Origin of the sequence: Shewanella sp. T24-MNA-CIBAN-0130 (genome assembly GCF_040310185.1) — a bacterium.
GTDB classification, from domain to species: domain Bacteria; phylum Pseudomonadota; class Gammaproteobacteria; order Enterobacterales; family Shewanellaceae; genus Shewanella; species Shewanella psychromarinicola.
Window position 1 is genome coordinate 15663 of the sequence record NZ_JBEOPP010000030.1, and the last position, 18111, is coordinate 33773.

The following is an 18111-nucleotide window of genomic DNA, read 5'->3' on the forward strand; positions in this document are numbered from 1 at the left end:
CTTAGATAGCGAATAGGTAGGTAAGCAATGACAGCAATTACTCATATATATAATTACACCGTTCGATGCCCGCATTATAAAGAAAACGAACAACCTGCAACATGGCTCAACCATATCGAAGTAAACCAATCTTGTGAAATTGCACTAGACCGTATCACTAAATGGCACAATATCTCCGGCACTAAATCATTCGAACTAAAAGATTTTGTTGTTAGAAAAGCCGATAATGAAGAAGCTTATTTTGCTATGCAAAGTAGCCGCCTTAAGCACGATGGTCATGCCCTTGTCACCTTTAAAATCATTTTAGACGACTGCTGCCAAAATGCCTCTCCTAATGAAATTATGGAGCATTTAATCGATGATTATCAACAACGTATATCAAAAATCGAATAATATAGCGAGTGTATTTCCCGTTAACATTAAGGAGCTATTATAGCTCCTTATTTTTATGCTTTTTTGCTGGTTCAACTTAACAGTCCCAGTCACCATTCTCTCTCGCCTATCATAGCAACAGTCAACGCAATTAAGCGGCATTAGCACGCGCACCATGCGGAATGGGTAAGCCCTTTTCATTCACGTTAACAAACACTATCTTATCGATAAAGGCAATCGGCGCATGATTCACTTTATTACGTATTTTACAACGAACCGTCACAGAACTTTGCCCTAGGCTCACCAACTCAAATCCAAACTCAATGATGTCACCGGTTTGTGCCGACGCCATAAAGTTAATTTCAGATATCACTTTGGTAATGGGAAATTTACTGCGCATTTGGCAACTGGCAAAAATAGTGGCTTCTTCGTTTAACCAGCTTAATAGTTGACCACAACATAAACTCTGACCACTATTGAGATGAACAGGCATAACGATATGACGTGAGAAATATTTCATGGTGACCTCATTATCTGACTCATTAATTTTGCGGCGGTAGGTATATACCTCTAAATTATTAGCAATGATCAAGCCAAGTATATTAGCCTTTAATAATCATGTAGATAAAATAAATATCCAATAAAAACACCACTAGAACGCCCAAAACAAATGCACCTTTGCACCAAAAAAGTAAAGGCCACACTCAGTGCGGCCTTTGATAAATTGATTTACTTTCGATGATTAACCAATAACCTGCTTAACCGTATTCACAAAAAAACTGATGTCGTTGGCGGTAATATCTTTATGAGTCACTAAACGTAATTGACGACTAGGGCTAATAATAATGCCTTTGTCTGCCAATGTAGCCGCAAACACTTTAGGGTCAATATGTTCTGCTAATGTGGCGAATACCATATTGGTCTGCACTGAGCTAACATCGACAGTAAATTCAGTCATTTCGGCCAATAATAAAGCCAAAGTGTTAGCATTGTGGTGGTCGTCGGCCAAGCGGTCGACCTGCTCAGTTATCGCTAACTTAGCTGCCGCAGCGATAATACCTGCTTGGCGCATTCCACCACCGAGCATTTTACGCCAACGTGTAGCTTTACCAATTAGCCGCTCATCGCCTAACAGAATCGAACCTATCGGCGCGCACAGGCCTTTTGATAAACAAATTGATACTGAATCAAAGTATTGGGTAATATCGGCAATGGCAATGCCCTGTGCAACCGCAGCATTAGCAACCCGAGCACCGTCTAAATGGATTTTAAGACCACGATTAAACGCAAGGCTTTGTGCTTGGGCTAAATAATCTTGGCTTAATACCTTACCGCCAATCGTATTTTCTAAACTCAATAACCGAGTTCGAGCAAAATGCACATCATCAGGCTTAATCGCAGCTTCAATATCACTCAGTAAAATGCTGCCATTGGCTTGGTTGTTCAATGGTTGAGGTTGAATACTGCCTAATACTGCCGCCCCGCCACCTTCAAACTTATAGTTATGGGCTTGTTGGCCACAAAGGTACTCATCTCCGCGATCACAATGGGACATTAACGCCAGTAAATTAGCTTGGGTGCCAGAACTCACAAACAAGGCCCCATCAAAACCAAACATCTCTGCAGCCATATCTTGTAAGCTATTGACGGTAGGGTCATCACCATAAACATCATCACCGACCTCTGCTCTAGACATGGCTAAACGCATTGCTTCTGTCGGTTGGGTAACCGTATCACTTCGAAAATCAATCATGCTGCATCTTTATCCTCATTACTCAATATTCGCTGAAACGACGCCACTACTTCGCCGCTGATGATATTTCGGTTAATGCCGCTAAAGCAGCATCATAGTTAGGATGATCACTGACTTCATTCACTAACTCTTGATACTTCAGCATTCCTTGGGCATCAATGATAAAAATAGAGCGCGCTAACAAACCACGATCTTTGATCAACAAACCGTACTTTTCACCAAAGTCACGCCATACTGAATCTGATAAGACTTTAATTTTATCTATATTTTCGGTTTGGCAAAAACGCTTTTGCGCAAACGGTAAATCCTCGCTAATGGTCAACATCACCACTTCAGCATCAAATTTAGTAAACGCTTTATTAAACCGCTTCGTCTGCAACGCACACACCCCAGTATCTAAACTCGGTACTGCGCTAATCAGCACCGTCTTGCCTTTAAAGTCACTTAAACTAACTGGATTAAACTTTTCATCTACCACAGTAAATGATGGCGCGGCCATGTTGATGCTCGGCATTTTACCTTCTAAAGCAACGGGATTCCCCCCCATGGTAATCATGGTTTTTTCGCCTGCAAAACTGTGTGTACTTATAACAGATGAGGATAATAATGTAATCGCTGCAAAGGTTGAAAATAGCTTCATGGAAAACTCCTTGTATAAAAAAACCAGCATTTGCTGGTTTCTTAAAATATTAACTTGCCTGCAATATTATTTTGCTGGAACTTCTTTCACATGTAAATCCATTTGTGGGAATGGAATTTCAATGTCTGCTGCATCTAAGGCATTCTTGATTTGCTCAAGTAGTAGAAAACGTGCAGTCCAATAGTCTGGTGTGTTAACCCACGGACGCACGACAAAGTTAATTGAACTATCAGCCAGCTCAGCGAGACCGATAAAGTAACCAGGATCTTTTAATACAAACTGATTGTTATCTAGAATATCCGCTATTACTTTCTTGGTGTTCGCGATATTAGCAGTATAAGATACGCCTATCGTTAAATCGATACGACGCTTTTCTAGAGCAGAATAGTTGGTGATAGTGCTGTTCATGATGGCTGAGTTAGGTGCAATAATCATTTTGTTGTCAGCGGTACGTAAACGGGTTGAAAAAATAGTAATCTCATCAACAGTACCCGCAGTACCAGCCGCTTCGATATAGTCACCCACGCGACATGGACGGAAAAGCACCATTAACACGCCTGACGCAAAGTTAGAAAGCGAACCTTGTAATGCTAAACCAACCGCTAAACCTGCAGCACCGATAACCGCAACCAATGACGCCGTTTGCACCCCAACTTGGCCAAGTGTAGCGACAATAGTAAATACAAATACCAAGGTCCACGCTAAGTTGGCCACAAATGAAACCACTGTAGTGTCGACTTTGCGATTGTTAAGTAATTTTGTGGTTAACCGTTTTGCGACACCGGAAAAATATTTACCGATAAGAAAAATAACAATGGCAGCGAGAGCCTTAAGACCATAGGTCATAAGAAATTCTGGTGCTTGTTGAATTAAACTGTCCAAACCTGCTAGGTCTTCCATTTTCAGTTCCTTTAAAATAGTAAAATCACTCTGCCAAAATAATAAACTCTACCCGCCGATTACGCTGACGACCTTCTATCGTGGCGTTATCGGCTACCGGCTTGTAGTTACTCCGCCCAATAATCTCAATCGACGTGGGTTGAAATTGGTACTCATTGACCAGCAAGTCTTTAATCGTAGCAGCACGTTTTAAAGACAAGGCCTCGTTAACCACATCACTGCCAACATTATCAGTATGACCATCTAAACGAATGAGCACTTCTGGGTGTTGCTCAATGTATTGCTGTACCCTAACCAATGTTGGTCGCTGAGTTAACAACACCGCTGATTTGTCGAAATCAAAATACACAGGTTGGAGTATAGACCCAAAACAATCTACTGCTACAGAAACGTCTCGCTGTTGACGACATTGCTCAGCAATAAGTGCCGCATTATTGGTTATTGTTGCGCCTAATTCTGCTTCATCAAACTCACCATCATCTTCGGCATCTTCATCAACAATCAAAAACTCACTATCAATACAACCATTTGCCATAACAACACTGTTAGTTGGAGTATCATTACAAGCATCTTTTTTATCTGGTACACCGTCAAAATCGGTATCAACCCAAGCTTGGGCTGTGTAGATAAAACATCCCATTAAGATCAATGTCACCGTTCGAATGATAGCCATAAACACCTCTTCGACACGACATCGAAATCTGTTAATAATTCATATTTTAACTCTTTATTGCATAAATTAAAAGACAACACTTTATAATCAATACCTTGCGAAAAATGGCTTCAGTAGAGTGTTATTAAAGCATGATATTGATATTGGCTCGATGCCAATAAATCTTATTAAACCCGAACTTACCAGTCAACAAAAACAAAACAAATCATTAACGCGCCTCTAGGTTACTTGATTGCTTTGACACAATTTATAACAAGCTTAACCTCTCTGTTCCCCGCATTAACATTGACTTTATCGCCTTGGAAAGGGTATACAAGGTTAGCTTTTTGATGTTTGGTTAGCATTTGACATCAAACAGACATTATTTATTATAAAAAATAGACAATAAAGTTGCTCAGTATTGCATCATCTTGTTTAAATGCCCGTTATTTCGGGCTTTAACTGATTTAGCAATCATAGACAACTCTCACAACAATTATTTCTGTGACGATATTTCCTCACAGGCAATCGCAAGCTTAAGGTGGAAGACTTAATGAGTGACGCAAAACCTCAAGGTACACTGTTTGGACACCCTAAAGGGTTGTTCTTACTCTTTACAACAGAACTATGGGAACGTTTTAGTTACTACGCTATGCGCGCCATTTTGGTGCTTTATCTTGTTGATAGAGTACAAACTGATGGTGGTCATGGCCTCGGCTGGTCACAAGCTGATGCTATTTCGCTATACGGAACATTCACCGGCTTAGTATTTCTTACGCCGCTTATCGGTGGCTGGTTAGCGGATGCCTATTTAGGTCAACGAAAAGCCATTTACATTGGTGGTTTTTTAATGGCTGCAGGCCAATTCATTCTGGGTACACCTCATGCGTGGGTGCCAGGAATGGATATTGAAATGTTTTATCTAGGTTTAGGAGTACTTATTTTAGGTAACGGCCTATTTAAGCCAAACATTTCAACTATGGTGGGTGATCTATACGCTCCAGGCGATCATCGCCGCGATGGTGCATTCACCATCTTCTATATGGGCATCAACGTAGGTGCATTCTTGTCGGGTATTATTGTCGGGTTTGTAGTAGCCGCTTACGATGGTAACTTCCAAGCAGGCTTTATCTGCGCCGGTATCGGTATGATTTTAGCACTGATAATCCAATACCTTTTCGCCCAAAAACTCTTGGGTGACATTGGCACGGTTCCCGCAGCTAAAGCTGAAAAACTCAAGAATGAAGCTAAAGGTGAAGTCCGCAAAGAGCCGTTAACAAAAATTGAACGTGACCGCATTAAAGTTATTATGGTGATGGGCTTATTTACCATCATATTTTGGGCTGGCTTCGAACAAGCTGGCGGCTTAATGAACCTATTCACTAACGATTTCACTGATCGTATGATTGGCTCTTGGGAAGTACCGACCACTTGGTTCCAATCACTTAATGCGATGTTCATTGTTATTTTTGCTCCAGTGATAGCCGCTATTTGGATCCGTCTTGGTAAAAATGAACCTAACTCTCCAGTTAAATTTGCTTTAGGTTTGGTTTTACTCGGCGTCGGTTTCTTATTCATGATTGGCGCGGTGTTAGAAATGGGCGGCGATGCTTCAGCTAAATCAAGCATGTGGTGGTTAGTAGGGGCTTACTTCTTCCATACCATGGGTGAATTATGCTTATCACCCATTGGTTTGTCTATGGTGACTAAACTTGCTCCACTGCGTATCGCATCATTAATGATGGGTACTTGGTTCCTCTTTATTGCAGCGGCAAATAAACTTGGTGGTGTTATTGGTTCATTAATCGGCCATGGCGGCGAAGTGGAAGACCAGCTAGCAAACGCGATGGCAATTTTTGCTGGGATCGGTATTACAGCGGTAATATCTGCAGTCATTTTATATTTCATGTCAAACAAACTTGTTGATTGGATGCATGGTGCAGAAACAAAAAATGAAACTGAAGAACAAGCTTTAGAAGAAGAAATTGGCGTCACGGCTGACCACGAAGCCATTAGACGTTAATCCGTTTTGATGTAACAGCTATTCCCACTAAAAATCCCCTCCAAGTTCATTTGTGAGGGGATTTTTTATTGATAAACTAGGGCGCTGCTAGAGGCTATAAAATCTTAGCAAGAGCCTAGAGCGCTACGCTGCTAGGACGCTACGCGGCTAGAGGCTATAAAAGCTAAAAGCCTAGAGCGCTGCTAGGATGCTATAAAATCTTAGCAGCGAAGCAACACTAGCAGTGACAGGCGATATCAAGCGATGACGAGCGATCACAAGCGATGACGAGCGATGACGAGCGATCACAAGCCAAGAGCTTAGCCGCGAGACCGCTTTATCCGTGAGCGCAGCGTTCGCTTGTTATCGCTCTTGCCCGCTTGATTAGCAGCGAAGCTGTTCTTAGCAGTGACGAAGTGGCTTGGGTATATCCCACATTACTTACAAGCCAACTGAATAAAGCCACCCGCCTTGATATCTGATTGATAAACTAGGCCCGTATAATGGTCCTCAAGTAGTTTTTGTTTATGCTCATAATAATTGGTACCGATACAAATTTGTTCATCCCGTAATAAGGTACGAATTTGCATACTCGGCTTACTCCAATGCGCACTACCAAGAGGTGCGGATTCGGGCAATGCCAAAGGCATTAGGTTATTACCATTGCGTAAATAACACCTTAGCCCTTTACCTGATTGTCCTATTGATAATAAATAGCGAGTCAAATCGATGCACACATAAATAATATCCGTACTAATATGCAACCCAGATTTCACCATACGATCATTAAGATAAGACAGCATACTATTGGGCTCGATTAAGGTATTACTTAACCCATTTCTAAACAGCTTAAGTTTTTGATTAATAAAGCTGCGCAATAATACACAGCCAAAAGCAGCACTATTATCTTCAGGAGAAAAATGCGCCATATACATCACTAAGTGATGATCGCCCACCATAGTCGAATCGATAAAGTAAGCACTAACATCATTATTTTTAAACAGACTGTAATTAATATCCGCTTTAGGATAATAAATATGCGACGCAGGAAATAATTGCTGCTGAACACTTTTGGCAGCATGAGAATTTTGCTCAAGGAGGTATAAATTATCAGTGAGCTCTTGGTAAGATAAATCATTCATTTCTTGTAAATGCGATTGCCCTGATGCATTCATCGGCGTAGCGGCTGAATGCATCGCTTGAACGATTGCTTGTTCAATAATGAATAAGTCAGCAATAGGCTTAATCAGATAGTCACTGGCACCGAGGCGCAATGCATCTACAACATCAGACATCACATCATTACCAGAAATAACAATAGCGGGTATAGCAGGATTAATAACTTGCATTTGCTTAAGCATAGACAAACCATCAAGGCCTGGCATGCTTAAGTCAGCAATAACAATATCAAAGATAGCATGGGAAAAAAGGGTTATGCCTTCATTTCCATCACATGCTTGTTGAACCCGAGCACCTTGCTGCTGTAAAAAATCAGCAACGACATGGCGAAATATCGGGTCATCTTCAACAAAGAGGATCTCGACATCAGTTAGTGCCATACAACAACCTCACAGACATACAACACCCCCGCAGACATAACTGTCGAGGAGCCTGTATGCCTCGACTATTCAAGCTCATCTAAATACTCATCAAGTAACTCATCATCTGCTTGAGATGATGGAACATCACCATCAAAAACTTTGTAATCCATATGCTGTAAATAGGCATTTTTTACAAAAGCATAAGGATCAAGAGCATTGTCTAATAATCTTTCTTGATCAATGGCTTTAGAGCGGGCATCCAAACCTTTTAAGCCCCATTTTAGTACTGACTGCCACATCGTTAATTCCGATAAAGGAAAGTATAGACCATCCACCCAATCAGAGGCGATTTCTCTTGTCACGATTGGGCCATAAAATGGTGCCATAAAATAAGGACCATTTGGCGTACCATAATAACCTAACACTTCGTTGAAATCGTCTTGTTTGCGATGCATCCCCATCATGTCAGCAACATCCACTAAACCCAGTAAGCCTATGGTGGTATTAACCGTAAAACGCCCGCCAGCATTAGCTGCCCACTTCCACTTACCTTGGAGGGTATTATTCACTAGAGAGCTAGGCTCTTCTAAGTTATAAACAAAATTATTGACCCCTGTTCTTACTGGGTTTGGAACATAATTTTTATAACTATGAGCGACTGGGCGGATAATATATCTGTCTAAAAGCAGATAGTTAAAATCCCACATTGTGCGGTTAATCCCTTCAAATGGATCGAGAGGATCATTATATTTGAACTCAACCGCAGCGAGTGTTGATGTGTCAACTTGAGGTGCTTCGGCTTCGGCATACACTGGCATGCTAACAGCAACGATCACCTGAAGTAATATCCATTTATACTTCATATAACTCTCTTTAAAATAACAAAAGGTCTCACTCAACAAACTGCCATTTCTATCTTTTTATTAAAGCAATTTTTGTTCAAGTCGATATAATTTAGCAAGCAAGTGTTAGGCTGATATCTTACAATATTTAACAGTCAGTCCTTGCTTATACGTGTCTGTTGCCAGCAATCGTTCATTATCATGGTAATTAAACCATATGAGTTGCCCCAATAATGGTAACAGGGGGCTAAGGATAGTGCGCCTTTTGACAATATCAATCAAAAAATTGTAAATGAAGTTGATATTCTTCACTGACATCTTGGTTGATTTCGATAGATAAACATATTCGTTTGATAGGATTTATATGACAGTGCCAACAACGCTTCCCAAAAAAGCGGTTAATACCGACACATTTAAACCTGCTGATGCAAGTCAGAAACCGCTGTCAGATCGTAAACAAACTCAAACTGATAGCGCTTCTTTGCCTGTGCAAACGTCAAATGAAAAATCCGTTTTATCCACGTCATCTTCCACAAAATCAGATTTAGCCCCAGTATTACTAGCGGTCAAGGTTTTGCAACCACCAGCAAGCGCACAAGTCAGCATCACCATTGAAAATCAACACTATCAACTAAACAAAACCGCTGAACTGCAAAAATTATTACAACAAACAGCCCAAGTCGTGATTGCAAGCGATCAAGCTAAACTTTTGGCACGCGCCGCGTCCAGCGTAAATCAGCCCCAGGGCCAAGTCGAAGTCATTAATAACCCAGTTCCTGCGCCAACACCTCTGACGGCTTCAGCGGGGTCAACCATCACATCGCCAGCCCAAACGGTCGCGACTCAATTAGTGCTTTTAGCACAACCCATTCAGCTTGCCTTACCACAAGCGTTTGAGGAACTAGCAAAACAAAATGGTGTTTCAACACAACAGCTTACAACGTTAGCAACAAGGCCTCAAGGTTATCCACTGCCTACAGCCGTAATAGACCAAGACCAAAATCAACTAACGTTTGCCGGTGGCACAAGCATCAAACTATCACCAAATACCGCTCTACATCCGGGCCAATATTTAGCCAAAGTCGTGGTGCAACAGCAGCAACTACAACTTGCTCTAACACCCGTCATTGCAGAAGTAAGCGTAAATTTAACTAAACTCACAACAACGCCGCAAGCAGCCCTGTCGCCTCAAGCGACAAACATCATCATCACTAAAAATGAACCGGCACAAATCCTCAGCCAGTTTCTAAAAAAACTAGAATCAACACCATTGCCAAAAATTGATAATGCGATTAAAGGAAATGATAGCCAACAAAAAGTTCCCTATGGATTAACTGCGTCTTCGCCAAAAATAGCCCCCGATAGTCGCGCAGTAAAAACAGCGGCAACGGTAACACAGCAACAAAGCCAATCCACACTATCGGCACAGCAAGCGAGTCTAACCAAAAACACTAGCAACATGGCACCGCAGGCAAATCTAGCCAACACCACTAGCAACACGGCACAGCAAACTAATCTAACCAACACCACTACCGCCAATACGGCACCGCAAGCCAGTCTAACCAACACCACTAACGCCAATACGGCACAGCAAGCTAATCGACCCAACACTACCGCCAACACGGCACAACAAGTCACGCTACCGATAACATTATTAGCGCAACAGCACACACCCAAGGCTAATACCGCACCCGCCATCCTAAATAGCGCGAAAAATGAGCTACTCAACACGTTAAGTAGCGATCCAGCACCAATAGAAGTATTGAATAAAGCCTTATCAAAAGCAGGTGCGATGCCAATAAAACAGCAGCTAGCTCAACAAATTCCTCATAATCTCGCCAGCGAACTGTTTAAACACTTACCTCAAATAAGCCCTCACCCATTAAGCGCATTAAGCGATCCGGCATTACTCAGCAGTGAACTGCACAGTTTAGCGGCGCTAAACCTCGCCCACACCTCGCTGAGTCATTCAGGGAGCTCACACCCCTCACCACTCTTTTCTGGTAGTGCCATCACAACCCTATTCCAATTACTATTAGGGGTGAAATCAAAATCAACAGGGGCGGGGATCAGCGAAAAACTTCAGGCCCACTTTGCGCAATTGCAACAACGGACCTTGAGTAAACTCAGCGCTAATTCAGGATTATTAGCGGCATTAGACAAGCTAGGTGGCGCAGACTCGATGGCACAATTAGCAAGTAGTATTGCACTTTACCAACAGGCAAGCACCGATCCCAATCAAGCCATAACATGGTACTTTGCCCTGCCCTACTCAATTAACCAACGCGATGAGCAATTTGAAGGTAAGTTTGAACAAGAAAATGATCCAGACAAAGATAAAAAAGCAGGATGGAAACTGCAACTCAAATTTAACTTAGCTCAAGGGTCATTATTGATTTGTGCGCATAAACAAGCTGAAGTGCTGGATATTCAATTTAAAGGCAATAACCAAATGCTACTGGCGAAAGTAGAAAGCTTTAACCAAGCATTATCAGATAAAATAACTCAAATAGGTTTTACCCCCGGAAAACTCACTACTCAGTTGGCCCAAATTCCAGCAACCTTATTACCTGGCGATCACTATTTAGTCAAAACTAGAGCCTAATAGAGAACATGATGAAAGATGACTCCCAAAAAATTCAGCAAGCTGTTGCACTTAGTTTTGATGGTAAAAGTGCTCCTAAAATTACTGCTACAGGTAAGGATTTAGTTGCCGAAGAGATGATATTAATCGCCAAAGACGCGGGGATCCATATTCATCAAGATCCACACTTAAGTGAGTTTTTACAACTGTTAGAATTAGGTGACGAAGTGCCTAAAGAGCTGTATTTATTGATCGCAGAGCTGATTGCATTTGTATACATGCTGGAGGGGAAATTCCCTGAACAATGGAATACTCTTCATCAAAAAATTGTCGCTCAAGCTTAAAAGGTGCTGCCAACATAGCCTGAGGTTAAATAGGTTAATGGTTTAGAGAGGTTAACCCAGTACCAATGGGTAAGTCAGATTCACAGTTTCCAGTTTGGACATTCAAATTCTGATTTTATACCATTATAAAGGGTACAACTTCACCAGTTAGCAACCTAAGAAAGGGCTTAAATGAGTAATAAAATTCACCTTTTCAATTAATAACATACTGATTCTAAGCCAAATTCAGATATTAACTGAAGCGTTAACACGAGAAATAGCGATGAAGACCCACCTTAAATTGATATCTGTACTGAGTATTTCGTCTATCTTTCCTGCATATGCTCAAGTGGTGAGTTTTGATGATTACGGACCTTTACAGGTATATGCACAATCACCAATGCAGTCTCTCAATCTCAGTCCACTTATGCGCTCTGGCTTTTCGTTGCCTCAAGGGCAAAAAGAATGGTACATCACAGCTAATGCGGCCAGCATCTGGTCAGAATCAGACGAACTATTAGCAGACTACTATCAAAATGCGATTCGCAGCGGTCTTAAATGGCAAATCACAGACGATTTACTGTTTGATGCCAATTACACTTGGCAGTTTAGCGGTGATAATCATCTAGACTCATTAACGATGTGGTTCCACGATGCTGCTGGTTTTGATCAAAATGGTCGTAACCAGCAAGCTAAACACCAAAATCAAATCCGATCTGAAAAATACGCTATCGATATTGATAATTTTAGTGGCGAAACTCTCAATAATGCTCTTAGTGCATATTTAGGTTATCAATTATTACAAAATGAGCATCATGGTATTTCCGTTGGGGGTACCTTGTACTACAAATATGTCGATTCGGGCCCATTTGCCGATAAAAGTTTTCAGCAAAGCGTACAAATTAATTACGGCTTCCATAATGGCAATCACCATGTTAATTCAACCCTAGGTGTTAGTTTCCTGCACAGTAAAGACCCACTCTCGCAAAACGCCTATGAATCACATTACTTAATGCTGGGACTGGGTTATGAATACCGTACAGGCCGTCATGGCTGGTTAGCTGAATACCACCGCTATGATGGGATGGTGAGCTGGGATGAAAACTTCTCCGAAGCGTCTAATGAAGCTTTACTGGGTTATCGTTATTATTTCAATCGTAGCGCACTCGAGATCACCATGATTGAGAACGTTTTAAACATGGATAACACTGCTGACATAGCTTATACCTTAGGTTATCGCCATAAATTTTAACACCCTATTCTAGGGCGGACTGCGTCCTGCTAAGGACAGCTTCGCTGCTAAGATTGAGTCGCTGCGCGACTAGGCTGTTGATTGTATAGCCTCTAGCCGCGAAGCGTCCTAGCAGCGTAGCGTTCTAGGCTTTGCGCTTTTTGCTTGTATAGCCTCTAGCCGCAAAGCGTCCTAGCAGCGTAGCGTTCTAGGCTCTTGGCTTGTCATCGCCTGTCATCGCCTGTCATCGCCTGTCATCTAGATTTTAGGGCGGACTTCGTCCTGCTAGGGTGCAGCACTATCGTCTGGAAATAAAGTATCTAACATCTGCAAACTATCATTAATCAGGTCTTGCATTTGGCTCAGATAATCAACTGAATCAACATTAATGCCATTGTTTATATTTTGCTCCAGCGAAGCGGCAAAAGCGGCCAGTCGCTTAGCACCAATATTGCTCGAGGTACCTTTAATAGTATGGGCAATACTACCGATAAGATTGTCATCATGTTGTGCAAACGCTTGAGTAAGCGCCAGTAATTGATCTGACATTTCTGATGCAAAAAGATGTTTCACATCAATAATAAACCCACGTTCACCACCAAAACGACGTAAAATAGAATCGGGATTTTCTATAATCAGATCATCGTCGCCCTCGTTAAACACTTCAGGTAACGTCATAGGCAGATGATAGTAAGCGTTGTTTTCTTGGTTCAACAGGTTAAGCATACAAGGTAATAAACTCGTCATATCTATTGGCTTACCAATATGATCATTCATACCCGCCTCAAGGCATAATACTTTATCGGCAAGAGATGCGTTGGCCGTCATGGCTAAAATAGATAAATCATTAAATCGGCCATCAGCACGAATAAGGCGAGTGGCCTCAAGCCCATCCATATCGGGCATCTGCATGTCCATGATCACAATATCAAATTGATTATTCGACTTAGTCACCCACTCTACGCCCTCAATACCGCCTTTAGCCAATGTCACAATCGCACCTTGTAGTCGCAATAATTCATCAATAACTTGACGGTTAAGCTGGTTATCTTCAACCACTAATACCCTGACACCTTTTAATGCCACATGGGTTATTTTTTTAGATTGTATAGGTCGGTCTACACCATTAATGGCTTGGTAAACCGTCTCAAGCATTAAATTGGCCGTCACCGGCTTGACCAACAAGCTCACAAACGGCTGTTGATGATATTGCTTGGTTTGTTCCATTACTTCAGCGCCATAAGCCGTCAACATAATAATGGCAGGGGCTTTACCGGCAGCAAACATCGTTTGAATGTGATTGGCAGTGTCTAAGCCATTCTTATCTGGCATGCGCCAATCCATAATAATGACATCATAATGGTTAGTGGCATTTACGCTTTGCTCAACAAGATTGATAGCCTGTTTACTGTTCTTAGCTTCATTAACATAAGCGCCATGGGTCATTAAGGTTTTTGATAAAATTTTACGGCTCATCTTACTGTCATCAACAAGCAGAATATTCTTACCCTGCAAATCGATATCAAAATCGTGGTTGTTTACTTCAACAATATTAAACGTCAAATCAAACCAAAATCGACTTCCCTCGCCAATATGACTCGTTAGGGCTAATTTACCGCCCATTAACTCCACTAGGCGTTTAGTAATCGCTAATCCCAATCCTGTACCACCGAATCGTCTTGAGGTTGATGACTCTGCTTGAACAAAACCTTGGAAAATTTTATTTGCTTGATCCTGACTAATGCCGATGCCTGTGTCTGTAATAGAAATAGTTAAATTCACTTGGTTTGCATCAAATTTATTGCAGTGCACACTGACAATCACGTGACCTTCTGAGGTAAATTTAATCGCATTACCCGCAAGGTTTAACAACACTTGACGCAAACGAAGCTCATCACCTTCAATCAGGTATGGAATAGCAGGATCTAAATCAAAAATAACTTCTACATTTTTACTGTGTGCATTGGTCGCCAACATCACCGCTAACTCACGCATTAACGTTTCGAGTTGAAACGAGTGCAAATAAAGTTCTAGCTTACCTGCATCAATTTTAGAAAAGTCTAAAATATCATTTAACAGTCCCAATAATGACTTAGCAGCAATCTCGGCCTTAGTGACATAATCAGCTTGTTGGCGACTCATCTCTGAATGCTGAATAAGTTGTAACATGCCTAACACGGCATTCATCGGGGTACGTATTTCATGGCTCATATTGGCTAAGAAAGCTGATTTTGCGGCACTGGCTGCATCTGCAGCTTCTTTGGCTAAACGCAAGGTTTGCTCTAATTCGCGTTGATCAGTAATATCACGATTAATCCCAATCACGCGCAACGGCTTACCTGATTTGTCGTAACTAATTTGGCCTCCCGCTTGTATATAGCGAATTTGATTCGAGCGGGTAATAATTCGGAATGTCGGCTCATAAGGTTTGTTTGAGTCGATGGTTTGCTGTAAAGCAAGTTCAGCCATATCAATATCATCGGGATGAATTCGTTGTTTCCAATGCTGGTAACTTAACGCCTCTTCCTTGAGTGCTAATGGATAATCGTACATTGCAAACATACGATCGTTCCACTGCAAGATATTAGTATCTAACTCTAAATTCCAAATACCCAACTCTGCTACCTCAGCCGCTTGGATCAGTTGATTACTGGCAGACACTAACTCTTCTTGTTGCTTAAGCATCGTATCAATATTCACTGCAACGCCTAAATAGCCAATAATCTCTCCGCTTTGATCACGCATAGCCGAAACCGACAACGACACTTGGCACTGAGACAAATCTTTACGGATATAGGTCCAAGTGCGCGTTTCAGGCCCTTGGGTTCTTGGCTTATAAACAAACACATCAAAAGCACTAATCTGTTCACCAAACTCTTCACTTAACGCTTTACTGCGTTGGTGGACTTCAGCAGCAAGATGCATTATCCCACGGCTTTGTTTACCCACAATCTCTTCAGCCTGATACCCGAGTAATAACTCGGCACCACGATTAAAAATAGTAATGATACCGTCATTATCAGTTGAAATGATGGCAATTTCTGTTGCTGCAGCAAGCACATTAGTGAGTAAAGAAGCGAGTTTATTCTTTTCAAGTTGAGCATTTTTACGTTCAGTAATATCAATCCTCAGAGCAATACAGCGATCAAGATTACCCTTCTCATCCATAACTGGCGCAATTACAGTATCAAGCCATTTAACATTGCCTTGGCTATCATGGTTACAAATTTCATTATGCCAAGTCTGGCCAGCGTTAATGGTTTGCCACATGTGTTTCCAAAACGCATCATCATGTTCATTCGACTTTATAATAGAATGTTTTTTACCGACCATTTGTTCGCGAGTAAATCCAGATGTTTGACAAAAATAATCATTTACCGCCAAAATAACGCCATTTTTATCCGTCTCAGAATAAAGTAACTGCTTATTAATATTATCAAGTAAGGTTTTATTTTCTGATAGTGCTTGTTGTAACGCATGAGTACGTTTGGACACCTTACGCTCAAGACTGGCATTGATGCCTAAAATTTGTTTTTCCGCATTATGTTGTGCTGTGATATCTCGAATAGTCTGGCTGACTCCGATGATTTTGCCGAACTCATTATAAATAGCTAGTGACGTCATCGAGGTCGACAGTAATACATTGTCTTTTCGTTTATGCTCACAAACAAAATTTAATAATGATTTACCGTCAAGCACCTGATTAAACTGTTCAGCTTCTGCATCATAGCCCTCTATGGGTACAATAAATGCGGTTTTCTTGAAGCCAATCACCTCATGTTTTTCATAACCAAAAATCGTTACCGCACCATCATTCCAACTGGTGATGATACCATTACAATCGAAACTTATAATGGCATCGAGCGAATGTTCTAAAATATTAGAACGCCTTTCATTATCCTTTAAAATCAGATTTTTACGTCCTAATGCGTAGCCGTAAAACCCAAGCAACCCAGCCAATAACAAACTGACAATTAAGCCATAACTAAAGACAATATTAGGTGACGTTAAATGTAAACCACTGACAAATTCAGGATAAGCCACTAATGATATGTTCCATTTACGCCCAAATATATCGCGATCTAATGCCGCGGAATAAGACGATAACGGATTGGCATCACCAACATGGGTTTCATAAAACGAGACATTGTTTTGCTCATCGGTCACATCATTGATCAATAACTTAGACTTCTGACGGGATAAATTGATCTCCTCAAAAACCTCATTAGCCACTAAGGGAGCATAACTCCACCCAAATGCTTCTGCCGCCCTTAACTCAGGGGTCGCAGGGGTAAAACCAGTACGGTAAATGGGCATTAGAATTAAAAAAGCTTGTAACGGATGACCTGTCGCCTGGACTAACGTGATCGGCCCCGTTAACCGTACTTCCCCGGTTAAATATGCTTGTTGTGCCGCATTTTTACGGTTTTTCTCAGAGGCAATATCTAAGCCAACGGCGGCAAGGTTACGCTCAACGGGTTCGATATAGTCAATCAAATATCGTTCATCATCATGAGGGCTAAGCTGACTGACACTATAATTTGGCCAATCATCAAGCTTGGCTTTGGCAACAAAATTCGCTTCATCAGCTGCAGGCACTCGTCGGATGTAACCAAACCCTCGAGCACCGGGGAATTCACCTTTAAAATCACGTGTTAAGCTGTATTTTTTAAAGAGTTCACGTGAAATATTATCTTCACCAACCGTATAAATAATCCCTCGAGCACCTCGTAAACCATATTGATATAGTACGATACGATCAACAATATTATTGGCAACTTGCTCAGTCACCGCTTCAAGAGAGCTAGTAATGATGGATTTATTTTGATGATTAACACTCAGGGCTGTAACAAAACTAATAACTAAGCCAGAAGTAAATACTCCAATAGCCAATTTAAGCGCATTTTTGTAACTCGATAGTCTAGTCATGTTTATTAGTTGTTAAAAGTTATGAGGATTAACTGTGAACGACAAAAGAGTTTTTTACAAGCTAGACATTGAAAAACATAGTTTTTTCAAACCCTATAATGGTGACAGAGGTGACAAGCGATAATACAGCGCTCTTGGCTTGTCATCGCTCATCTAAATGCTAGGACGGACCACGTCCTGCTAGTGTCGCTTCGCTGCTAAGATCCTAGGCCGCTATGGGGATAGTGCGCTTCGCTTCTAGGGCGGACTACGTCCTGCTAAGAACAGCTTCGCTGCTAAGATTTTATAGCATCTAGCCGCGTAGCGTCCCAGCAGCGCAGCGTTCTAGGCTCTTGGCTTGTA

13 protein-coding genes are annotated in these 18111 nt (G+C 41.5%); 5 read left to right on the forward strand and 8 right to left on the reverse strand.

Translation table 11 applies throughout. The annotated features are described in order from the left end of the window. Nucleotides 1-27: 27 nt before the first annotated feature. Entirely contained in the window at nucleotides 28-393 is a 366-nt protein-coding gene (locus tag AAEZ02_RS13005; RefSeq protein ID WP_124013964.1) for a cytoplasmic protein, read from the forward strand. Nucleotides 394-523: 130 nt separating this feature from the next. On the opposite strand, the gene AAEZ02_RS13010 is transcribed toward AAEZ02_RS13005, so the two are convergent. From AAEZ02_RS13010 to AAEZ02_RS13030, 5 genes are all read right to left on the reverse strand, one after another. Continuing rightward, entirely contained in the window at nucleotides 524-892 is a 369-nt protein-coding gene (locus tag AAEZ02_RS13010) for an acyl-CoA thioesterase (RefSeq protein ID WP_124013965.1), read from the reverse strand. A gap of 222 nt (nucleotides 893-1114) precedes the next feature. After that, entirely contained in the window at nucleotides 1115-2125 is a 1011-nt protein-coding gene (gene ltaE / locus AAEZ02_RS13015; RefSeq protein WP_124013966.1) for a low-specificity L-threonine aldolase, read from the reverse strand. Between the two features lie 46 nt (nucleotides 2126-2171). Beyond that, nucleotides 2172-2765, reverse strand: a complete 594-nt coding sequence (tpx, locus tag AAEZ02_RS13020; RefSeq protein ID WP_124013967.1) for a thiol peroxidase — start codon at nucleotides 2763-2765, stop codon at nucleotides 2172-2174. Between the two features lie 66 nt (nucleotides 2766-2831). After that, nucleotides 2832-3665, reverse strand: coding sequence for a mechanosensitive ion channel family protein (locus tag AAEZ02_RS13025; protein ID WP_124013968.1), 834 nt, complete (start codon nucleotides 3663-3665; stop codon nucleotides 2832-2834). A gap of 25 nt (nucleotides 3666-3690) precedes the next feature. Further along, complete coding sequence (locus tag AAEZ02_RS13030) at nucleotides 3691-4338, reverse strand: OmpA family protein (protein WP_351089252.1); 648 nt, start codon at nucleotides 4336-4338, stop codon at nucleotides 3691-3693. A gap of 532 nt (nucleotides 4339-4870) precedes the next feature. Between AAEZ02_RS13030 and AAEZ02_RS13035 the strand changes: the two genes are divergently transcribed. Next, nucleotides 4871-6340 carry a peptide MFS transporter gene (locus AAEZ02_RS13035; RefSeq protein WP_124013970.1) on the forward strand — a complete coding sequence of 490 codons (1470 nt, stop codon included), beginning with the start codon at nucleotides 4871-4873 and terminating at the stop codon, nucleotides 6338-6340. A 416-nt stretch (nucleotides 6341-6756) separates the two neighbouring features. On the opposite strand, the gene AAEZ02_RS13040 is transcribed toward AAEZ02_RS13035, so the two are convergent. Continuing rightward, nucleotides 6757-7878: a response regulator gene (locus tag AAEZ02_RS13040; RefSeq protein ID WP_351123501.1), complete on the reverse strand. Its 1122-nt coding sequence runs from the start codon at nucleotides 7876-7878 to the stop codon at nucleotides 6757-6759. Nucleotides 7879-7943: 65 nt separating this feature from the next. Continuing rightward, nucleotides 7944-8723 (reverse strand): MlaA family lipoprotein, encoded by a 780-nt coding sequence (locus AAEZ02_RS13045; protein WP_124013972.1) that lies wholly within the window; start codon nucleotides 8721-8723, stop codon nucleotides 7944-7946. A 343-nt stretch (nucleotides 8724-9066) separates the two neighbouring features. Between AAEZ02_RS13045 and AAEZ02_RS13050 the strand changes: the two genes are divergently transcribed. From AAEZ02_RS13050 to AAEZ02_RS13060, 3 genes are all read left to right on the forward strand, one after another. Next, nucleotides 9067-11307 (forward strand): flagellar hook-length control protein FliK, encoded by a 2241-nt coding sequence (locus tag AAEZ02_RS13050; RefSeq protein ID WP_351123505.1) that lies wholly within the window; start codon nucleotides 9067-9069, stop codon nucleotides 11305-11307. 11 nt (nucleotides 11308-11318) lie between these two features. Then, nucleotides 11319-11630 carry an EscU/YscU/HrcU family type III secretion system export apparatus switch protein gene (locus AAEZ02_RS13055; RefSeq protein WP_124013974.1) on the forward strand — a complete coding sequence of 104 codons (312 nt, stop codon included), beginning with the start codon at nucleotides 11319-11321 and terminating at the stop codon, nucleotides 11628-11630. A 262-nt stretch (nucleotides 11631-11892) separates the two neighbouring features. Next, the gene (locus tag AAEZ02_RS13060) at nucleotides 11893-12861 is read left to right on the forward strand and encodes a DUF3187 family protein (protein WP_124013975.1); all 969 of its coding nucleotides are present in this window, start codon (nucleotides 11893-11895) and stop codon (nucleotides 12859-12861) included. A gap of 264 nt (nucleotides 12862-13125) precedes the next feature. On the opposite strand, the gene AAEZ02_RS13065 is transcribed toward AAEZ02_RS13060, so the two are convergent. Next, entirely contained in the window at nucleotides 13126-17769 is a 4644-nt protein-coding gene (locus AAEZ02_RS13065; RefSeq protein ID WP_233768495.1) for a PAS domain S-box protein, read from the reverse strand. Between the last annotated feature and the right edge of the window lie 342 nt (nucleotides 17770-18111).